This window comes from Marinobacter sp. EN3, from assembly GCF_000475315.1.
GTDB lineage: Bacteria > Pseudomonadota > Gammaproteobacteria > Pseudomonadales > Oleiphilaceae > Marinobacter > Marinobacter nauticus.
Genome location: NZ_AXCC01000027.1, coordinates 25,006 through 44,377, shown reverse-complemented (window position 1 = coordinate 44,377; position 19,372 = coordinate 25,006). Strand labels below are relative to the sequence as shown.

Below are 19,372 nucleotides of genomic sequence, written 5' to 3'. Positions count from 1 at the left end.
AACCGAGCTACACTGCCTGTAACCTCCCTCAGTACTTTATTGAACGGAATGAATCATGAAACTCTCTGCTTTCGGTCGTAAATTCACCGCTGATGCCGGCATTACTTCCCTGATGGACGATCTCGGGAATGCCATGGCCTCCGGTGAAGACATGATCATGATGGGCGGCGGTAACCCCGGCCACATCCCGGAGATCCAGCAGAGAGTTCAGAGCATTCTGGGGGAGATGGCCTCCAGTGAGGCGGACGTACGTCGGCTGGTGGGTATTTACGATCCCCCTCAGGGGGAAAAGCAGTTTATTGCCTCCCTGGCCCAGTTGCTGAATCAGGAATACGGCTGGGGCCTGAAGCCCGAAAACATTGCGCTGACCAACGGCAGTCAGGCCGCCTTCTTCATGCTTTTCAACATGTTTGGCGGCGACTACGGTGATGGCCATCACAAGCATATCCTGCTGCCTCTGGCGCCTGAATACATTGGCTACGCCGATGCCGGCATTGAGCAGGGGCTGTTCCACGCGGTACAGCCGGACATCTCGTTTACCGATGCCCATGAATTCAAATATCGGGTGGATTTTGACGCCGTGGAGGTGACCGGAGAAACCGGCGCTATCTGTGTCTCCCGGCCAACCAATCCCACCGGGAATGTGATTACCGATGAAGAACTGGCCCGACTGGAAGAACTGGCCCGGCAAAACGATATTCCGCTGATTGTCGACGGAGCCTATGGAACGCCATTTCCGAGCCTGCTGTTTGTCGACGCGCAGCCGAGCTGGAACGAGCAGGTTATCCTGTGTCTGAGCCTGTCAAAGCTGGGCTTGCCGGCGGCGCGAACCGGGATTGTTATTGCCGAAGAGTCCATTATCAAGGCATTGTCGGGTATCAACGCCATCATGAACCTGGCCACCGGAAGCTTTGGTGCGATGCTGGCAGAACCGCTGGTGCGCTCCGGAGAGATTCTGTCCCTGAGCCGGGATGTGGTTTGCCCGTTCTATAAAGCAAAAATGGAGCGGGCGGTATCGGTGTTCCGGGACGCCATGGGCGAAGACAGTTGCCGCTGGTACATCCACAAGCCCGAAGGCGCCATGTTCCTGTGGCTCTGGTTCCCGGATTTGCCAGTCTCCAGTCTGGAGCTTTATCAGCGTCTCAAGGCTCGGGGTGTGCTGGTGGTCTCCGGGCATTATTTCTTCCCGGGCTTGCCCGAGGATGGCTGGCGTCATCGCCATGAGTGCCTCAGGGTCACCTATTCGCAGGACGATGCCCGGGTGGCTGAGGGCCTGAGAATCATTGCTGAAGAAGTAAAAGCGGTGTGGGCCGAGCAGGGACTGGCCGGTTAGTCGGCCAGTGTCGCGTCTTTGAGTTTCAGCTCGTACTCGCTGCCGTCCGGCTCTACCTGGAGCAGGCGAACCAGCAGGTAATCCCGGGCCGGATCAAACCACATCAGGGTCTGGCGTTTGGAGTCTTCGTCCCGGACCTTTTCCGCCTTCAGGGTGTTCATGGTGCGGCCATTGTCGCTCAGGCTATCTTCGTCGATGACAGCAAAGCGGTCGTCGTCGTAATCCCCCTTGTCCAGCACCTGGTAGGTGACATCGCGTTTGCCCGCCTTGAGATCCTGATGGAGCTGTAACTGGTAGCCCAGTGGGTCCAGGGTCTTATCCCGTAACTCGACTTCAAACTTCTCGCCGCGATAGCTGCCGGTGGCAGTGCCTGCCTGCCAGTCAAAATCAATGGACTGTTTGCGATCCTTGATCAGGAAGCCGGAGAGGTGATAGCGGTAGCGCAGGGGGATTACCTGGCCATCTTCCCAGCGAAAAATCAGTGATTCGTTGATATCGGCGATGAAGGAGTCGACATCCGTACGGTAGAGCCAGACGTTATTGCCCTGGTCTGTCAGTTCCCGAACACCCTCGCCGTTGAGGCTGACGCCCTTGGACATGGAGGCGGTGTAGCGGGCCTCATAGGGTGCCAGAGGGGCATAATCAACATCGCCGGCGGACGCCGGCAGTGCAATCATGCCGACAATGAGGGTTGCCCAAAACTGCAAACGTGCTTTGTGGGGTTTGTCTGTGTACATCAAAAAGCCTCTTTGACCGTCTACGCTAGCGACAGTGTAGTTGGTTCGGTGAGGCCATGTGATGACAATCTGTTCAGTTCGCCGGCAGTCGCATGGGGCGCTCGATTGGCGCACCGTCAAACATAACGCCCTCAGCGCCCAGCTGAATGCGACCCTCACAAAACCAGCGCACAACGATAGGGTAGAGCACGTGCTCTTGTTGCTGAACTTTTTCCGCCAGGGACTCCGGAGTGTCATCCTCTGTCACGGCAACTTCCGCCTGGGCGATGACGGGCCCGCCGTCCAGTTCCTCGGTCACAAAGTGAATGGATACACCGTGGGTGCGGTCGCCGGCTTCCAGCACCCTTTGGTGGGTGTTCAGTCCGGTGTAGGCCGGCAACAGGGAAGGGTGAATGTTAAGCATCCGGCCACGGAATGCGCGGACAAAGTCGCTGGTCAGAATACGCATGAAGCCGGCCAGCACCACCAGATCCGGATTGTGGCGAAGGATTTCGGCCAGCAGGGCGGCGTCGAATTCTTCTCGGGAGCCATATTTTGTATGGTCGACCACAAAGGTGGTGAGATTGGCCTGGGCGGCGCGCTCCAGGGCAAACGCGCCCGGTTTGTTGCAGCCAACGGCAATGATCTCACCCGGAAAGTCGCGTTCCCGGGTGGCGTCGATCAAAGCCTGGAGGTTGGTACCGCTGCCAGAGGCGAGCACCAGGATCTTCGGAACGGGGGCCGGATCTGCCTTCATGCCGTCAAAAGCCCCGGTGCGTAGCGAACAACGGGCTCGGCATCGCTGGATTCGGCTGCTTCCATTACGCCGATCTGCCATACCTTTTCACCCATGGCATTCAGGGTGTCCATGGCCAGTGCCTTCTGGTCTTCCGGTACACAGATGACCATACCGATACCACAGTTAAAGGTGCGATACATTTCCTCCCGGGCTACGCCGCCGGCATTCTGAAGCCACTGGAATACCGGGGGCAGCTCCCAGCTCTGGGTGTCGAGTGCGGCTATGGTGCCCTTGGGCAGTACCCGGGGGATGTTCTCGGGCAGGCCGCCGCCGGTAATGTGCGACAGGGCCCGAACATCGACTTCGCGAATCAGTTGAAGCAGATTCTTCACATAAATGCGTGTGGGTGCCATCAGGGCGTCGGCCAGTGTGGTGTCGCCCATTGACTGGCTCAGGTCTGCGCCACTGACTTCGATAATCTTGCGAATCAGCGAGTAGCCGTTGGAGTGGGGGCCAGAGGAGCCCAGGGCCAGCAGTGCGTCACCCGGCTGGGCGCGGCTACCGTCAATGATCTTGTCACGCTCCACAATGCCTACACAGAAGCCGGCCAGATCGTAATCGTCGCCTTCATACATGCCCGGCATCTCGGCGGTCTCGCCACCAACCAGAGCACATCCGGCCTGCTCACAACCCTGGCCAATGCCTTCTACTACCTGGGCGGCAACGTCAACATTCAGTTTGCCGGTTGCGTAGTAGTCCAGAAAGAACAGAGGCTCGGCGCCACCGACCACCAGGTCATTCACGCACATGGCCACCAGGTCGATGCCGATGCTGTCATGCTTCTGCAGTTGCATGGCAAGCCGAAGCTTGGTGCCTACGCCGTCCGTGCCAGAAACCAGTACGGGCTCTTTGTAGCCTGCCGGAATCGATACCATGGCACCAAAGCCGCCGAGGCCGCCGAGTACTTCCGGGCGACGGGTGCGCGCTGCAGTGCTCTTGATTCGGTTGACAAGATCGTTACCTGCGTCGATGTCCACGCCGGCATCGCGGTAGGTCAGGGAGGGCTTCTGTTCGCTCATGGAAAATAACCGTAGGCCTGTGAGTCAAGGCGCGGATTTTAACAGGTGCGCACGGGGGCTCCAAATGGAATTGGGAGCACAGGCAATATTGCCGGTTTCAGATTGCCTGACTGCAACCTGTGCTTGCTACTCTCGGCTCTGGTGATGGTGTATCCTGTGCGCCAACCATGGGAATGGCAAGGTGTTTCATGACCGAATCAGTGAAAACAGCCAGGAACGGGCGAGTTGCTGCGTTTCTGTTGGCGGCAGTCTGTTGGGTACTCTCGGCCGGCCCGGCATCGGCGGTCAGCGTGTCGGGACTTTACACGGCCGATGTTCCGGTTGCAGGCACCTCGGCGGATGCCTTGAAGGCCGGATACGCTGAAGGGCTGCGTCAGGTAATGGTGAGGGTGTCCGGAACCCGTGAGGTTCTGGAACTCGAAGGGATAGACGAGGTACTGGCAGACGCCGAGTCCATGTTGCTGTCTTATCAGGTGAACCGTACCGCGGGGCAGTCGCGTTTGCAGATGAGTTTCGGGGCCGTGGGGGTTAACCGCGCGCTGGCGTCTGTGCAGGCGCCGGTATGGGGCGCCAACCGCCCCCTGACACTGGCCTGGATTGCCGTGGAAGACCGGGGAGACCGGCAATTACTGACCCGTTCAGCGGATTCAGCGCCGGGCAGTAACGAGGGGCTCTGGGCCCAGCATCTCTTATCAGCAGCGGCCGATCGCGGTCTGCCCATCGCCTTCCCGCCGGAGACCTATGCCGGTGACCGGGCCTTGCTGTCGGATTTGTGGGGCCAGTTTGTCGGCCGCATCGAACAAGCTTCAGACGATCTGTCCCACGACGCCCTGGCTCTGGTGCGTATCAGTCGTTCCGGCGGCCAATGGCGCGCAGGCTGGGTGGTTGAAGGCATGGGGCTCGATGCGGGTGAGCAGTCGGTCAATGCCGATACGCCGGAACAGTTGGCGCAAGCTTTGATCGATCGCTGGACAGAGCAATACGCCAGCCGATATGCGGTTACAGCCGGCGAGGCGGGTGAGGCTCCGAAAGTTGATATGGTGCTTGAGGGTGTAACGACGCTGGCAGATTACGGTCAGGTGACCCGGGCCCTGCAGGACATGACTCCGGTAGTGTCTGTTGGTGCGTCACGGGTTCGTGGCAACCGGCTGACCGTGGAGGTAGCATTCTCTGGAGAACTTGACCAGTTGAAGGAGCATATCGCGCTGGACGCACGATTTGTGCCGGCGGAGCAGCCTGCAGAGCCGATAACGGCCAGCAAGAACAGCCAGACTGCTGGCTCGGACGGGGATGGTGAGGCGCAATCAGGCGAGCCCGGTTCCCGCAATGAAACCGAAGCACCGGCCGGAACGGATGCGCAGGATAGTGCTTCGACGGCTGGGTTCAGCTATCAGCCCCTGGCTCCGGGCGATGAGCAGGATGCCGAACAGGCTTTTGAGTCTTTGTACCAGGTACTTTATTACCGCTGGCAACCCGCTCCCGGCGCCACTGGCGGCGACCGAAGCTGATGGCTTGATGGAGGCAGCCCGGTGAGTTCTAAGCAGTGGCGCTGGATCCCGAATGCACTGACATTCCTGCGAATGGTGCTGATCGTGCCGTTCGCCGGCGCGCTGCTGGAAGGTAACTACCGGCTGTCTCTGGTGATATTCTTCGTTGCCGCACTGACCGATGCCTTTGACGGGTTTCTGGCCCGTCATTTCAACTGGCGCTCCCGGCTTGGCGCTGTGGCCGACCCTCTCGCGGACAAGGCGCTGTTGATTTCGGCCTACCTCATGCTCACCATTACCGGTGTACTTCCGCTGTGGTTGTTTGCCCTGGTGCTGGGTCGGGATCTTGTCATTGTCTGCGGCGGCCTGGCTTTTCATTACGGCATCGGCCGCTTCGATATGGAACCCAGTATTCCGGGCAAGATCAACACGTTTGTCCAGATACTGGTGGCGCTCGCCATTATCATCCTGCTGGCGGGTTTGCCCATGCAGCCCTGGGTCATCGACACCGGGATCTGGCTGGTTGCCGTCAGCGCGCTGGTGAGCGGGGGGCACTATGTGGCAGTGTGGAGTTTGCGGGCCTGGAGGGCGAAGCGGTCATGAAAGCCTCACAAATGGTATTGGGGGTCAAGCTCCGGGACGATGCCCGCTTCGACAACTTTCACGGCGACCGTAACCGTTCGGCCGCACAGCGGCTGGAGCTGGTGTGCCGGGAGCCGTCGGGGCTTCCGGTAGTGGTGATCTGTGGCGATTCCGATACCGGCAAAAGTCATCTGTTGCAGGCGATCTGCCATGAGTCCGAGCAGATGGGAAAAACCGCCGTCTGCATCAGCATTGTCGAGCTGCTGCCGTTCGGCCCGGACGCCCTGGCGGGCCTGGACAGTCATGATGTGATCTGTCTTGACGATCTGGAGCATGCCGCGGGTGATCCCGGCTGGGAGGAGGCGGTTTTCCACCTGTACAACCGGGTGCTGGATCGTAATGGTCTGCTGGTGGTCAGTCTGTCCGAGGTGCCCGCTTCGCTGCCGTTCGGACTGGCAGACCTGGGATCTCGTCTGGCGCATGGCTTGCTCATTCAGTTGGGCGTGTACCGGGATGAGGATCGGCAGCGAATCCTGATGGCCCGGGCAGAGCAGCGCGGGCTGGTGATGAGTGAGGATGTTGCCGGCTTCATCATGCGCAGGGCCCCTAGAAAGCTGGGTGATCTGCTGGGGCTGCTGGATACATTGGATGAGAATTCGCTGCAGGCCCAGCGACGTTTAACCATTCCGTTTGTTAAAGCTGTGATGGGATGGTAACGGTAAAGGGATTAATAACGATAAAGGCCATTGGAGAGACGACATGAGACGGGTTGTATTCAATCAGAAAGGTGGCGTTGGCAAGTCCAGTATCACCTGTAATCTGGCGGCCATCAGCGCCGCAAGAGGAAAGCGTACCCTGGTGGTGGATCTGGACCCGCAGGGCAACTCCACCCACTACCTGCTGGGCAAGCCGGCGGCTGAACTGAAAGATACCGTTGCCGATCTGCTGGAGCAGACGGTCGCCTTCAGTGTCTTCAATCGTCGACCTGACGAGTTTGTACACGCCTCGTCATTCGACAACCTGTACGTGTTGCCATCCAGCCCTGAGCTGGATTTTCTGGAACGCAAACTCGAAGCCAAGCACAAGATCTACAAGCTCAGGGAGTTCCTGAAAAAACTCAGCGACAGTTTCGATGAGATCTATATCGATACCGCCCCGGCCCTGAATTTCTACACCCGTTCTGCCCTGATTGCTGCCCAGCGCTGCCTGATCCCGTTCGACTGCGATGATTTCTCCCGCCAGGCGCTCTACAACATCCTCCATGAAATCCGCGAATTGCAGGAGGATCATAATGAGGAGCTGGTTGTTGAGGGCATCATTGCAAACCAGTTCCAGCCAAGGGCGAGCCTGCCCAGGCAGTTGGTCCGGGAGCTGACGGAGGAGGGGTTGCCGGTGCTGCCGGTACGCCTGTCCAGTTCCGTCAAGATGAAAGAATCACACCAGAGTCGCCAACCGCTGATTCACATGGCTCCGAAACACACGCTCACACGCCAGTATGAGGATCTATACCGTGTGCTGCATGGGGAGTCTGTTGAGCTGGAGCCATTGGCAGACTGAGAGGAATCCCATGAGTGAAAAAGCACGCCACCTGGATCAGGTGACCGACGGTTTGCTGCAGATTGAAATTGAACTTCGGCAACTGGGTGTCTGGCAGACAGAAAGCCTGCCACCGGAGGCGTTCCAGAGTACCCAGCCGTTCTGCCTGGATACCATGGACTTCACCCAGTGGCTGCAGTTCGTGTTTCTTGAAAAAATGAAGGCGCTGGTGGAAGCCGGTCACGCGCTGCCAGAGGTATCTGGTATTGCGCCCATGGCAGAAGAGCATTTCCGTGGGCGTGAGCAGTCCGGCCGTGAGCTGATCTCAGCGCTTGAGGAGATGGATCGGCTGTTGTCCTCTGGAGGCCGCTGATTATTCCGGGACTGGATTACTCCAGGCGCATGGACAAATCGATGGCTCGTACGTCTTTGGTCAGTGCGCCGATCGAGATGTAATCCACGCCGGTTTCGGCAACGGGCACCAGCGTGTGCGCGTTGATGCCACCGGAAGCTTCAAGGCGGGCTTTTCCGGCATTCCGCTTTACCGCTTCAGCCATGTCGGCAAGCGAGAACTCGTCCAGCATGATGATGTCGGCCCCGGCCTCAAGAGCCTGGTCCAGCTCGGCGAGCGATTCGGTTTCCACTTCCACGGGTTTGCCTGGTGCAATGCGGTGCGCTTCGGCGACCGCATTGGCAATGGAGCCGCAGGCGGCAATGTGGTTTTCCTTGATCAGAAATGCGTCCCAGAGTCCCAGCCGGTGATTGTCGCAGTCACCGCAAGTCACCGCGTATTTCTGGGCCAGTCGCAGCCCTGGCAGGGTTTTCCTGGTGTCCAGAAGGCGGACGTTGGTATGGGACACCCGGCGAGCGTAATGGGCACAGGCCGTTGCCACGCCAGACAGGGTCTGCAACCAGTTGAGAGCAGCGCGTTCAGCGGTCAGAAGCGAGCGGGCCGGGCCTTGCATGCGGAAAATCACGGCGTTGGCGGGTACGTCGTCGCCATCGTGAAACTGCCACTGAAGTGTCACTGAGGGATCCACCTGGCGAAAAACCTCCTCCACCCAGGCGCTTCCAGCCAGGCGGGCGTCTTCCCGGGTGATTACCCTTGCGGTTGCCAGTTTTTCGGCAGGGATCAGCTGGGCGGTGATGTCGCCATCGCCAATATCTTCCCGCAGACTCTGGGCAACGGATTCGATACGGGCCTGGCGCAGCAGTTCGGCAGAAATCATTGGGACGTCCGGAGGTTGATGGTGGCTTGGAAAAGTGTGGAGGGCAATTCTACTGCCAGCGCTATCGATTCGCCAAATGGCGGTGTGAGCGGTCTGAAGTGTGATGCAGTTCCTGCTGACACAAAAGGTGACAAATTCTGACACAAGGTGACGACACTCGCCCGTATGATGTAATCCTATAAAGGTTTAAGTACCATCAGCTGATCGATTCCGGAGCATCCACATGGCGCACGATAACAAGGTAGTCCGCTTGGCCGGTCAGAAGCCGGTGAGCCGGTTCTCGTTACCGGTAGAGCTGGTGCGACTGCGTGACACATCGGGTCAGTCACTCAAGGCGGTACTTGCCAGTTTTTTCGAACAGGCTGACGACAGTTTGTTTGCCCTCGCAGACCGGGCCGGCTCCAACCAGGACCAGACTGCCTACTTCGACGCCATGCGGGAGCTGCGACTGCGCCGGAAGGCAATGACAGTGTCAGTCCTGCAATACGTCAGCCAGGCCTTCAATGAGCTGGGTAAGTTCAAACCTGCCCGCTCCGGTGGTTCACTGGAAGAAGTGGACCAGGACTCCCTCAGCCTGGTGGATCACTCTGACCTTGAACAGCAGGTAGCGATAGATAACCTGACCAATCGCCTGCGGAATCGATACCAGGAGCCGGTACGGATGTTGGCGGCCCGGATTCGCCATCTTGTTCCGCAGTTGGATCTCTCTGACGATCAAATGCCTCTCAGCCCGGAAGTCATTTGTGGCGCTATTTCGGATGCTTGCACCGATCTGGATATTGATATCCGTGCCAAGCTTGTGGTTTTGAAGCTGTTTGAGCGCCTGCTGGTGGACAAGCTCAGCGATTTCTACCAGGAATGCAACAAAACCCTGATCGCCGCCGGCGTGCTGCCTGACATGAAGCGGGCTCCGGTGGGTGGTGCTCAGGTAGCGCCGGGTCGCAGTGCGCCAAAGGCAGGCGGTTCGCCAGCGCCGGCAGAGGAAGCCCCGGCTGCCGAAGGTACTGCCCATAGCCATGGACCGTCGCCTACTTTCAGTGAGCTGAGTGCGCTGTTGCACCAGGGAGAGACCAGTAGTGCCGGTATGGCACAAACCGGCGCTGTTCTGGATACCGATCGTCTGATGGCGCGCCTGAACGAACTGCAGGGCGCAGCGCCGCAGGGTGAAGGCGACAATGTGGTGCCTTTGCGCCAGCAGTTACAGCCGCTGTTGCAGGGTCCGGAAGGGAAGCGATTCTCAGTAGGGCAGGTCGACAGTGACGTGATCAACCTGGTCTCAATGCTGTTTGATTTCATTCTCGAAGATCGGCAGTTGCATCCGGTTATGAAGGCGCTGATCGGGCGGCTACAGATTCCGGTGCTCAAGGTCGCACTCAGCGACAAGAACTTTTTCAATCGTGGTGGCCATCCGGTTCGCAAGCTCCTCAACGAACTTGCCCTGGCCGCCATTGGCTGGAGCGAGAAACGTGCCGGAATGCGTGATCCGCTTCGGGAAAAAATTGAGGAAGTGGTGGGTCGGGTGCTCACCGAATACACCGATCAGGTAGGGCTGTTCGAGGAATTGCTGAAGGACTTTGGTCACTTCATGGATCTGGATCGCCGCCGTCGCGAGCTGGTTGAGCAGCGCCTTCGGGATGCCGAAGAAGGACGCGCCCGGCAGGAACGTGCCAGTCAGGCTGCTACCGATGTTATCCGTGAGCACACTGCAGGCCGGGACATTCCCGAGCCGGTTTTACAGGTGCTGAACGAGCCCTGGACCCGTTACCTGCAGTGGGTGGTGTTGCGTGAGGGTGAAGAAAGCGAGCGTTGGCTGCAGGCAAAGGCCATCAGCGAGCGGCTGGTGTGGAGTGTTGACCCGCGACCGGTGTCTTCTGATACCCGGGCGGAACTGTTGCGAATGATTCCAGAGGTGGTGGAAGAGCTCCGCAAGGCGCTTCAGGAGATCTCCTGGGATCCGTTTGCAACCGATGCGGCCATCCGGGACCTGGAGCTTGCCCATGTCGATGTTTTCCAGAAACTGGTGACCGCGCCGGTTGTTGAAGACAAGGCACCCACGATTGAGAATTTTGAGGTACCTGAAGCTCCGGCAGAGCCGGCGGAAACTCCCGAGCAATCGGAACCTGCGCCGGAGGTGGTTGACGAGGTGACTGAACCTGCGTCAGTCAAGCCTGCTGAGATCTCAGCCGGCGTTGAGACGGCAGCCGTCGCCGAGGAATCCGCGGAGATCCAATCACCAGTAGCGTCGGCGGAATGGCTGGCGAAGGCGGACGGCCTGAGAGTTGGATCCTGGGTTGAGATGGCCAGAGACGAGACCAGGGTCCGTTGCAAGCTGGCGGCCTTCATCAAGGCCACCGGCAAGTACATCTTTGTTAACCGCAGTGGTGCGAAGGTGGCGGAATATCATCGGGATGACCTGGCGATTGCTCTGCAGGAGCAGGCGATCACCATGCTGGATGACGGCCTGATCTTTGATCGGGCGCTGGAGTCCATCATCGACAACCTGCGTCATAACCGAAAAGACTGATCTCCGGTACTGAGTGCCCGCGCAGGGCACCGGCGACGTCGTGGCATCCATGGGCGCTTTGTGATTCAATCATCTGCATGAGTCCCCTGCGCCGATGGAAACACGTTGTCTAGTATCCAGAACGATCATCACCCACACTCCCTGAAAGATGCGGCAGCACTTTTGCGTTCCAGTGGCCGGTTCCCCGGCGTGCGCTGGTGTCCGTCGCCCAATTTTGGTCCCCGCCCGGACGGTTCCTCTATCTCACTGCTGGTGGTTCACAACATCAGCCTGCCGCCGGAACAGTTTGGCGGCCCGCACATCGAGAATTTTTTCTGTAACTGTCTGGATACTGCTGCCCACCCCTATTTTGAAACGATCGCAGAGCTGAAGGTGTCTGCACACGCGTTGATTCGCCGGGATGGTTCCGTTATTCAGTTTGTCAGCTGTCTGGACAGGGCATGGCATGCTGGCCGTTCCAGTTTTCAGGGTAAGGAGGAGTGCAACGACTACTCCATTGGTATCGAGCTCGAAGGTGCGGATGACGTTCCCTATACCGATGATCAGTACCGTGCGCTGGCGCGTCTGGCGCTCCTGGCAATGACAGCCTGGCCGGAAATCACGCCGGGTCGCATTGCCGGCCACAGTGATATTGCTCCGGGCCGAAAAACCGATCCAGGGCCCGCGTTTGAGTGGTCTCGCTTCCAGACACTGCTGTCGAACGAGGAGATGGCCTGATGTCGTTGGTTGTTTTTCTGATTGCGTACGTGATTCGCCGCAGGCTGGACCGCGCCGATCACCTGGCTGGCGATGAGGTCTGGCGTAACTGGTTTCATCGTTGGGGCCGGGTAGAAGCGGGTCAGGAGCGGTCAGTCTGGAGAGGGGCGCTGCTGGTTGTGTTACCTTCTCTGGCGCTCGCTGGCGCGTGGGCGCTGTCCAGTGAGGCGGGCTACCGCTATGCCCTGTATCCGCTTGAACTGGTGCTGATGGTGGTACTGATGGGAGCGCCGGGCTGGCGCAAGGTGCTGCGAGCCTATTCCGATGCCTGGCGGCGCGGAGATATGCAGGCTGCCTGGCACCATGTTCAAGAGCGCCTGCCCGCCTCCGAAAGAGGAGCAGCGCTATCGCCAGAAGCCATGCACCTGTCGGTGTCGCGGGCGCTGATGGTCTCGGTTTTCGAGCGTTTCTTCCTGGTGGTTTTCTGGTATGCCGTCGGCGGCATAGCGCTGGCTTTTCTGGCTCGAGGGCTTGTAGCTCTGGCGGGCCAATGGCCGCAGGCGGCCGCGCGGGAACGCTATCAGCGGGCAGCCCGGCTTATCGGCTGGATTCCTTCCCGCTTGCTGTCATGCACATTCGGGCTCGCCGGTGACCTGGCCGGCTGGTCCCGGGAAATACGCAAGGTATTCCCGGGATTCGGGAAAAAGACCGCGGATGTGCTCATGATTTCCGCCAACGGGTCGTTAACTGGATATGCACTTGATCCTGCGCGCTTTTCGGAGTTGCACCCGGAAGAGTGGCCCGATTTTGGCGGGCGGAGCCTCAGCGCTATAAGGGACCTCCTCAACCGGAGCATGCTGGTGTGGATATGTGCGCTTGCATTGCTGGTGATCGCAGGCATGGCCTAGCCGGAAAGCAAAAACGGATTACAGAATAACACTAAATAGTGATTAAGTTTTTCCGGCAACGGGCGATAATCAAACAAAAGAATAAAGATTCAGTTGTTAGAAGCAGCGAGGGCTCTGTGAACTATATAATCAATCCGGCTGTAGCACTGATGAATCGGCTGCCCATGGTTTACAAATTCAGCCTCATCAGCATTCTCTTTCTTGGCCCTATCATCGTGCTTTCCTGGTTGGTGATTTCCGGGCTTAACCAGTCGGTTCAGACCATGACCCGCGGCATTGAAGGTCTTGCAGAACTCCAGAAGGTGGAGCGCCTGCTGGTGGCGGCGATGGATTACCGTGACTATCAGGCCCCCGGCATTCTGAAAGACGAACAGCCCTTGCTCGAAAAAGCCAACGAAGCGGCCAGTCGCATGGATGCCCTGTTGGCAGATCTCGCCGAACCACAGCGTTCTTTTGACACCTCCGGCTCCTGGCAGGAGCAGATCCTGGTTGTAAGAGAAGAATGGGAGACGCTCAAAGCCAACGATAACTATCAGGGCAACATTGACCCCCAGTTCAAGTACTACCAGGAGTTTGTGCAGAAGGTGATGGCCTTGCTGCCGGCGACCATTGAAATCAGCGGATTGGGTCAGGATGCGTCCCGGGAAAACCTGCTGCTGTTAGGGCTGGTGCGTTCTGCGTTGCCTGAGTCTCGCACTGTTGTTGGCCGCGCCCGTTCATACGGTATTTTTGCGCTGGTGGAAGGTCAGGTGGGCTATGCACTCAGCGAAACCCTGAATGAAATCTACGATCAGTTGACCAACCGCAGTTCGCTGCTTTCGCCGGCCCTTTCCGTTGCTGTGGAGGCGTCGCCCCAGCTGGCAGAGAGTGCGAGCGGTGCACTGACCCGCACGGAAGAGAGTCTGATGACAGTCCGTGATGAGCTGGACCTGAATGTCATCACGCCTATGCGCCTGGAGCTGCCCTGGCAGGAATTTGACGAGACCGTATCGGCGCAGATGGGATATTACGATACCCTCAGCGATCGTATCTTCGATGTGGTTGCCGGTAATCTTGAGGATCGCCTGGCTCGCCAGACCGGGCAGCGCACCCTGATTCTGGTGGCGCTGATTGCTGTGATGCTGGTAGTGGTCTACCTCTATGTGGGCTTCTTTATGTCTGTGCGGATTGCCATCAACCGGTTCAGCGAAGCTGCAAGAAATGTGGCCGCCGGCGATATGACCACCCATATCCGGTTGAACAACCGGGACGAACTGGGTGAGCTCACCTCTGAGTTCAACAACATGACCGATCGTATTGCTGAGCTTGTCCGGTCGGTGGGCTCTACAACAGCAGATGTTGATCAGCAGGCGGTCCGGGTGAATGACACCGCTTCGGCGAACAGTCAGGCCGTGGCCCGACAGATGGAAGAGACCGGGCAGATCAACGAGGCCATGGGCCAGATGGTGGAAGCGGTCAATGAAGTCACGGAGAGTGCGCACCGGGTGGCGGATAGTGCGGGGAATGCCGAGAAAGATACCGAGAAGGGTCGGGAAGTGGTGGCCGATACGGTGGCGACCATTAACCGGCTGGCTACGGAGATTGCAGGCGCCGTTGATGTCATCAACCGGGTGAGTGCGGACAGTGACAATATCAGTCAGGTTCTGGTTGAGATTAAAGCAATTGCCGAGCAGACCAACCTGCTGGCGCTGAACGCGGCCATCGAGGCAGCGAGGGCGGGAGAACAGGGGCGTGGCTTTGCGGTGGTGGCGGATGAGGTTCGTTCATTGTCTCAGCGTACCCACAAGTCCACTGAGGAAATTGAAGGCATGATCTCCCGGCTTCAGGGTGGTGTAAAAGAAGCGGTATCTGCCATGACCTCAAGTCACGATGCCACGGAGAAGACGGTACAGAAGTCTGGTGAAGTGACCGAAGCGCTGGATCGGATCGCCTCGGGCATTTCCGAGATCGTTGATATGAGCCATCAGATTGCCCAGGCGGCGGAGGAACAGTCGGCCGTGGCCAGGAACGTGAATGCCAACGTGGAGCGCATTGGCGAATTTGGCCAGAGCACTGCCTCCAACGCCGAAGAGACTCTGGCTTCGTCCAGACAGATGTCGGAGCTTACCGCGTCGCTTCAGCGCCTGGTGGAAGCATTCAAGGTGTAATCTGTGGTTGTTGTGAAAAATCCGGCCTCAGAGGCCGGATTTTTTTTGCTCCCAGAGAATCTCCTGGCTGCCATCCCGGCGAGCCAGCACCCGGGCGATGACAAACAGCAGATCGGATAACCGGTTCAGGTAGTGACGCGAGGCAGTATTGATGGAGTCCTCGTGGCCAAGGGCCACCACCACGCGCTCGGCCCGGCGACAGACCGCCCGTGCCAGATGACATTGTGCTGCGGCAGGGCAGCCCCCGGGCAGGATGAAGTTTTTTAGCGGCGGCAGGTCGGTGTTGTACTCGTCCAGAGTCTGCTCCAGCCACTCAATGTGATTGTCGCTGATCACCTTGCTGCCCGGGATGGCAAATTCGCCGCCCAGATCAAACAGGTGATGCTGAATGCGCCGGAAGGTATCGATCAGACTGTCACCAGAGGGAAGCGTCTCAATCAAAACGCCGATATGGCAATTCAGCTCATCTGCCATACCCATGGCTTCCACTCGCTGGGCATTTTTGGCGATACGGTTGCCATCGGCCAGGCCGGTAGAACCGTCGTCTCCGGTTCGGGTGTAGATCTTCGACAGGCGATTGCCCATGGTCTTGCTCCCTCTGGTAAAAGTCAGTTCAGTTGTTGTACCTGTTCGGCGAGCATTTGGTTCACCTGTACCGGTATGCCATGTTGATGGCCGAGCCGCGCCAGGTAACCGTTAATGAAGTCGATTTCCGTGGTTCTGCCTGCCTTTACATCAGCCCGCATGGAAGACGTGTTGGCGGCGGTTTTGCGGGCGACAGCCTCAATAGTCTCGCGCAGGTTTTCCGGGGCTTGTTGCGGTTGTCCGGCGGCAGGGAGCAGGCGGCTGATCTCCTCGCACAAGGGGGCAATCCATTGCAGGTAAAACGGTTGTGTCAGGATCTCTCCGTTGGGGCAATCCAGAATGGCCGTAAAGGCGTTTATGCCGGCGTTGATCACCAGTTTTTGCCAGAGCCTGGCGAGTATATCGTGTTCAGGGTGGACCATGAGGCCGCTGCTGGCGAGCTGTTGGGCAACCCTTTCGACCAATGGATTCCCCGCCGGGTTCAGGGCGCCGACCCAGGTAGTGCCGCGGCCAGCGTGAACGGTCAGCCCGGGGGCGGGCCGGTTTGCGCCTTCGGTCGTGGATGCGGCCAGTACCGGCCGGTCCGGCCATGTTTCGGTGACCTGCTGCTGGCTCCCCAGGCCGTTTTGGAACAACACAATGGGAGTCTGTTTGGCAATGGAGGGCAGGGCCGCCTTGAGGGCTTCGAGGGTGTCGCCGGCTTTGGTTGTCACCAGGATCAGATCAGGAGACTGGCCGGGTTGTAGCCAGGGAATAATGGCATTGGCTGATTCGCCGTCAATGGACTGAAAGCGATAACAGACGGGGTCTGGGGCCTGCCCCGGGCGGGGCACAAACGCTACCTGCCCGCCAGGTAGCGTTGCGGCCCAGAGCCGGCCCAGGGAGCCGGCACCGAGGATGGCGATCATGGCCTTACATGGCCTCGATTTCTGCCCGTTGCGCACTGAGCCGCTGCAGGCTGCCCTGGGCATCCTTCAGCTTCTCTTTTTCCTTCTCTACGACTTCGGCTGGGGCCTTGGCGGTGAACTTTTCGTTGTTCAGCTTGCCTTCTAGGCGACCGATTTCCTTGTTCAGGCGTTCCAGCTCCTTGTCCAGGCGCTTGAGTTCGGCGTCCTTGTCGATCAGGCCGGCCATGGGCACCAGCACTTCCATTTCGCCTACCAGTTGGGTGGCGCTCATGGGAGCTTTGTCGCCCTCGAACCATTCCAGCTTCTCAAGTTTGGCCAGGGAAATGAGGAATTGGCGGTTGTCGTTCAGGCGGCGCTGATCGTCGGCGTTGCCGCCTTTCAGAAGTACCGGTACCTGCTTACCCGGGGAGATGTTCATCTCGCCGCGGATATTACGCACCGCTACAATCACGCCTTTAAGCCACTCGATATCGGCGGCCACGGCGGCATCCTGCTTGCTGGCATCCGGCTGCGGGTAGGGCTGCAGCATGATGCTGTCGCCCTGCTTGCCGGCCAGCGGTGCAATACGTTGCCAGATTTCTTCCGTGATGAACGGCATGATCGGATGCGCCAGGCGGAGTACGGCTTCGAGTACGCGTACCAGGGTACGACGGGTGCCCCGTTTGGCTTCGGCACTGGCGCTGTCATCGCTCAGGGCTGGTTTGGACAGTTCCAGGTACCAGTCGCAGTATTCGTTCCAGATGAACTCGTACAGGGCGTAGGCCGCCAGGTCAAAGCGGTACTGGTCCAGGTGGCGGATCACCTCCTGCTCGCAGTGCTGCAGTTCGCTGATGATCCAGCGGTCTGCCAGGGACAGTTCCACCGGCTCATTGTTTACGCCGCAGTCTTCGCCTTCCGTGTTCATCAGCACGTAGCGGGCGGCATTCCACAGCTTGTTGCAGAAGTTGCGGTAGCCTTCCAGGCGCTTCATATCCCAGTTGATGTCACGGCCGGTGGTCGCCATGGCTGCGAGGGTGAAACGCAGGGCGTCAGTACCGTGGGCGGCGATGCCTTCCGGAAATTCCTTCTCGGTGCGCTTGCCGATTTTCTCGGCAAGCTTGGGCTGCATCAGGTTGCCGGTGCGTTTTTCCAGCAGGTCCGGCAGGCTGATGCCGTCGATCATATCCAGCGGGTCGATCACGTTACCCTTGGACTTGGACATCTTGTCGCCGTGCTCGTCCCGGATCAGACCGGTGACATACACGGTATGGAAGGGTACCTGTGGGGTGCCGTCTTCATTTTTCATGAAGTGCATGGTCATCATGATCATCCGGGCAACCCAGAAGAAGATGATATCGAAACCGGTCACCAGCACGTCGGTGGGGTGGAAGGTCTTCAGCCGTTCGGTGATTTCCGGCCAGCCCAGAGTGCCGAAGGTCCACAGGGCGGAGCTGAACCAGGTGTCCAGTACATCGTCGTCCTGCTTGAGTTCCAGTGTGTCCGGGAGCTGATGTTTGCTGCGAACCTCAGCCTCGCTCCGGCCCACATAGATATTGCCTTCAGCGTCATACCAGGCAGGAATCCGGTGCCCCCACCAGAGCTGGCGGGAGATGCACCAGTCCTGGATGTCGCGCATCCAGGCGAAGTACATGTTCTCGTACTGTTTGGGTACGAACTGGATGCGACCGTCTTCTACCGCTTCAATAGCCGGTTTGGCCAGAGTCTTGGCGTCGGCAAACCACTGATCCGTCAGCATCGGCTCGATAATCAGCCCGGAGCGATCGCCGCGGGGTACGCTCAGCACGTGGTCTTCGATTTTCTCGACCAGGCCTGCCAGTTCCATGTCGGCAACAATCTGCTTGCGGGCTGCTTCCCGGCTCAGGCCGGCATAGGCGGCCGGGAGGGCGCTGTTAATCTCGGAATTTTCGGTGCCGTCCGCATTGAAGACTTCGGCGATTTCACGAATGTTGGCGTCCTGCGTCATGACGTTGATCATGGGCAGGTTGTTGCGTTTGCCTACGGCGTAATCGTTGAAGTCGTGAGCGGGGGTGATCTTCACGCAGCCGGAACCTTTTTCCGGATCGGCGTGGTGGTCGGCCACGATGGGAATGCGGCGGTTAACCAGCGGCAGCAGAACGTGCTGGCCAATCAGATGCTGGTAGCGCTCATCGTCCGGGTGGACGGCTACGGCGGTGTCACCCAGCATGGTTTCCGGGCGGGTGGTGGCGACGATGACGTAGTCTTTGCCGTCCTGGGTTTTCTGGCCGTCGGCCAGCGGGTAGCGCAGGTGCCAGAAATAGCCCTTTTCTTCCTTGTTTTCAACTTCCAGATCAGAGATAGCGGTGTGCAGCTTCGGATCCCAGTTCACCAGCCGTTTGCCGCGGTACACCAGGCCTTCATCGTACAGGCGGATAAAGACTTCCTGTACGGCTTTGTAGAAGCCATCGTCCATGGTGAAGCGTTCGTTGCTCCAGTCCACGGAGTTGCCCAGGCGACGCATCTGGCGGGTGATGGTACCGCCGGAGTGTTCTTTCCAGTCCCAGATGCGCTTGATGAATTCTTCCCGGCCGAGATCGTGGCGGGTTTTGTCTTCTTCTGCAGCCAGTTTGCGTTCGACGACCATCTGGGTGGCGATGCCGGCATGATCGGTGCCGACGGTCCACAGTGCGTTACGACCCTGCATGCGCTTGAAGCGGGTGAGGGTGTCCATGATGGTGTGCTGGAAGGCATGGCCCATGTGCAGGCTGCCGGTCACGTTGGGTGGCGGGATGGCGATGCTGTAGGAGTCGCCTTCGCCGCTGGGGCGGAAATAGCCTTTGGATTCCCAGTTTTCGTACCACTGGCGCTCGATGTTTTCTGGCTGGTAGGTTTTTTCCATGGGATTATGCAGTGACCGTTTTGGTTGATTCACATAGGGAAATTCT

General features: G+C 58.8%; 17 protein-coding genes. 10 read left to right on the top strand and 7 right to left on the bottom strand.

Annotated features, from left to right (window positions below):
- Positions 1-55 precede the first annotated feature (55 nt).
- Entirely contained in the window at positions 56-1,333 is a 1,278-nt protein-coding gene (locus Q675_RS29760) for a valine--pyruvate transaminase (protein WP_022991708.1), read from the top strand.
- On the opposite strand, the gene Q675_RS29755 is transcribed toward Q675_RS29760, so the two are convergent.
- The 3 genes from Q675_RS29755 to purM form a co-directional block, all read right to left on the bottom strand.
- Complete coding sequence (locus Q675_RS29755; protein ID WP_023011369.1) at positions 1,330-2,070, bottom strand: DUF3108 domain-containing protein; 741 nt, start codon at positions 2,068-2,070, stop codon at positions 1,330-1,332. The genes Q675_RS29760 and Q675_RS29755 overlap by 4 nt on opposite strands.
- 73 nt (positions 2,071-2,143) lie before the next feature.
- Positions 2,144-2,806: a phosphoribosylglycinamide formyltransferase gene (gene purN / locus Q675_RS29750; protein WP_023011368.1), complete on the bottom strand. Its 663-nt coding sequence runs from the start codon at positions 2,804-2,806 to the stop codon at positions 2,144-2,146.
- Positions 2,803-3,867, bottom strand: a complete 1,065-nt coding sequence (gene purM / locus Q675_RS29745; RefSeq protein WP_023011367.1) for a phosphoribosylformylglycinamidine cyclo-ligase — start codon at positions 3,865-3,867, stop codon at positions 2,803-2,805. The genes purN and purM overlap by 4 nt, the downstream gene beginning before the upstream one ends.
- A gap of 188 nt (positions 3,868-4,055) precedes the next feature.
- On the opposite strand from purM, the gene Q675_RS29740 reads away from it, so the two are divergent.
- The 5 genes from Q675_RS29740 to Q675_RS29720 are packed head-to-tail and all read left to right on the top strand — an operon-like array spanning position 4,056 to position 7,845.
- Positions 4,056-5,375, top strand: coding sequence for a DUF2066 domain-containing protein (locus tag Q675_RS29740; RefSeq protein ID WP_023011366.1), 1,320 nt, complete (start codon positions 4,056-4,058; stop codon positions 5,373-5,375).
- A gap of 21 nt (positions 5,376-5,396) precedes the next feature.
- Positions 5,397-5,957, top strand: coding sequence for a CDP-alcohol phosphatidyltransferase family protein (locus Q675_RS29735; RefSeq protein ID WP_011784464.1), 561 nt, complete (start codon positions 5,397-5,399; stop codon positions 5,955-5,957).
- Positions 5,954-6,652, top strand: coding sequence for a DnaA regulatory inactivator Hda (gene hda / locus Q675_RS29730; protein WP_014421894.1), 699 nt, complete (start codon positions 5,954-5,956; stop codon positions 6,650-6,652). The genes Q675_RS29735 and hda overlap by 4 nt, the downstream gene beginning before the upstream one ends.
- Before the next feature lie 43 nt (positions 6,653-6,695).
- Complete coding sequence (locus Q675_RS29725; RefSeq protein WP_011784466.1) at positions 6,696-7,493, top strand: ParA family protein; 798 nt, start codon at positions 6,696-6,698, stop codon at positions 7,491-7,493.
- Between the two features lie 10 nt (positions 7,494-7,503).
- Positions 7,504-7,845: a YqcC family protein gene (locus tag Q675_RS29720; protein ID WP_022991712.1), complete on the top strand. Its 342-nt coding sequence runs from the start codon at positions 7,504-7,506 to the stop codon at positions 7,843-7,845.
- Positions 7,846-7,861: 16 nt separating this feature from the next.
- Here Q675_RS29720 and nadC read toward each other — a convergent pair whose 3' ends face one another.
- Positions 7,862-8,701 carry a carboxylating nicotinate-nucleotide diphosphorylase gene (gene nadC, locus Q675_RS29715; RefSeq protein WP_023011365.1) on the bottom strand — a complete coding sequence of 280 codons (840 nt, stop codon included), beginning with the start codon at positions 8,699-8,701 and terminating at the stop codon, positions 7,862-7,864.
- A gap of 223 nt (positions 8,702-8,924) precedes the next feature.
- On the opposite strand from nadC, the gene Q675_RS29710 reads away from it, so the two are divergent.
- The 4 genes from Q675_RS29710 (at position 8,925) to Q675_RS29695 (ending at position 14,976) form a co-directional block, all read left to right on the top strand.
- Positions 8,925-11,225, top strand: a complete 2,301-nt coding sequence (locus tag Q675_RS29710; RefSeq protein WP_023011364.1) for a DUF1631 domain-containing protein — start codon at positions 8,925-8,927, stop codon at positions 11,223-11,225.
- A gap of 105 nt (positions 11,226-11,330) precedes the next feature.
- Entirely contained in the window at positions 11,331-11,942 is a 612-nt protein-coding gene (gene ampD / locus Q675_RS29705; RefSeq protein WP_023007878.1) for a 1,6-anhydro-N-acetylmuramyl-L-alanine amidase AmpD, read from the top strand.
- Entirely contained in the window at positions 11,942-12,829 is an 888-nt protein-coding gene (locus tag Q675_RS29700; protein WP_014421889.1) for a histidine kinase, read from the top strand. Before ampD ends, Q675_RS29700 begins: the two co-directional genes overlap by 1 nt.
- 116 nt (positions 12,830-12,945) lie before the next feature.
- Positions 12,946-14,976, top strand: a complete 2,031-nt coding sequence (locus tag Q675_RS29695; RefSeq protein ID WP_014421887.1) for a methyl-accepting chemotaxis protein — start codon at positions 12,946-12,948, stop codon at positions 14,974-14,976.
- 27 nt (positions 14,977-15,003) lie between these two features.
- Here Q675_RS29695 and Q675_RS29690 read toward each other — a convergent pair whose 3' ends face one another.
- The 3 genes from Q675_RS29690 to Q675_RS29680 are packed head-to-tail and all read right to left on the bottom strand — an operon-like array spanning position 15,004 to position 19,326.
- On the bottom strand, positions 15,004-15,561 hold the full coding sequence (locus Q675_RS29690) for a cob(I)yrinic acid a,c-diamide adenosyltransferase (protein ID WP_023007876.1): 558 nt from the start codon (positions 15,559-15,561) through the stop codon (positions 15,004-15,006).
- 23 nt (positions 15,562-15,584) lie between these two features.
- Positions 15,585-16,469 (bottom strand): ketopantoate reductase family protein, encoded by an 885-nt coding sequence (locus Q675_RS29685; protein ID WP_023007875.1) that lies wholly within the window; start codon positions 16,467-16,469, stop codon positions 15,585-15,587.
- Positions 16,470-16,473: 4 nt separating this feature from the next.
- The gene (locus Q675_RS29680) at positions 16,474-19,326 is read right to left on the bottom strand and encodes a valine--tRNA ligase (protein ID WP_011784475.1); all 2,853 of its coding nucleotides are present in this window, start codon (positions 19,324-19,326) and stop codon (positions 16,474-16,476) included.
- Positions 19,327-19,372 lie beyond the last annotated feature (46 nt).